The following is a 1,003-nucleotide window of genomic DNA, read 5'->3' on the forward strand; positions in this document are numbered from 1 at the left end:
GGTGGACGGCCAGATCGACCTCGCCCTTGCCGCGGACCTTGCGGGGATCTCCACCGAGACGCTCTACCGCCTCAACCCGGGCTATAACCGCTGGGCCACGCCGCCGGACGGACCGCACCGCCTCGTGGTCCCCGCCGACCGCGCCGAGCGTTTCCGCGAGGGTCTGGCGGCGACCGCCCCGTCAGAGCGCATGCGCTGGCGCCGTCACCGGGTTGCCCGTGGCGACACCCTCGGCGAGATCGCGAGCAAGTATCACACCGACGTCTCGGTGCTCCGCGACGTCAACGACCTCAATGGCAACCTCATCCGTGTCGGCCAGGAGCTGGTGGTTCCTGTGGCCGGCCGGCCGGAGGACAGCGGCCGCCTCGCCCGCCAGACCGGCGGCGGGGGCAACCCGCCGATGCGCCACGAGGTTCAGCCCGGCGACAGCCTGTGGGCCATCGCGCGACGCTATGACGTAAGCGTGGATGACCTCACCGCCTGGAACGACCTCCCCTCGAATGCCACGCTCCAGCCCGGCGAGACCCTTGTCGTCGGCCGCGGCAGCAAGGTCGCCAAGACACCACCGGTGCGCCACACCGTCCAGTCCGGCGACAGCCTCTGGACCATCGCGCGACGCTACGACGTCACCGTGGACGAGCTCACCGCCTGGAACGACCTCGGCGCCAACGCCACCCTGCATCCGGGGCAGACGCTGGTCGTACGCCGCAACACTGGCAGCGGCGGTAGCGATCGCAGCGGCTCGGGCAATCACGAGCAGCGCGTGGTCTACACCGTGCGCAAGGGCGATTCCCTCTACCGCATCGCGCAGGCGTTCAACGTCCGCGTGGCGGACCTCCGGCGCTGGAACGCCCTCGATCAGGGCGAATACCTCCAGCCCGGCCAGCGCCTCAAGCTCCGCGTCGACCCGACGAGATAGCGATCACCGGTAGGTCGGCTGCTCCCGGCAGCGGACATCGCCGCCTGGGTGCGTCGGCATCGGGACGTTGGCTGCCAGGAGCAG

1 protein-coding gene is annotated in these 1,003 nt (G+C 70.7%); it reads left to right on the forward strand.

Translation table 11 applies throughout. From position 1 onward, the window contains the following. Positions 1-919, forward strand: a 919-nt coding sequence (locus G7A99_RS21065) for a LysM peptidoglycan-binding domain-containing protein (protein WP_163143857.1), incomplete at its 5' end; no start/stop codon positions are given. Positions 920-1,003: the final 84 nt, after the last annotated feature.

It is taken from the genome of Arhodomonas sp. KWT (assembly GCF_010993615.1).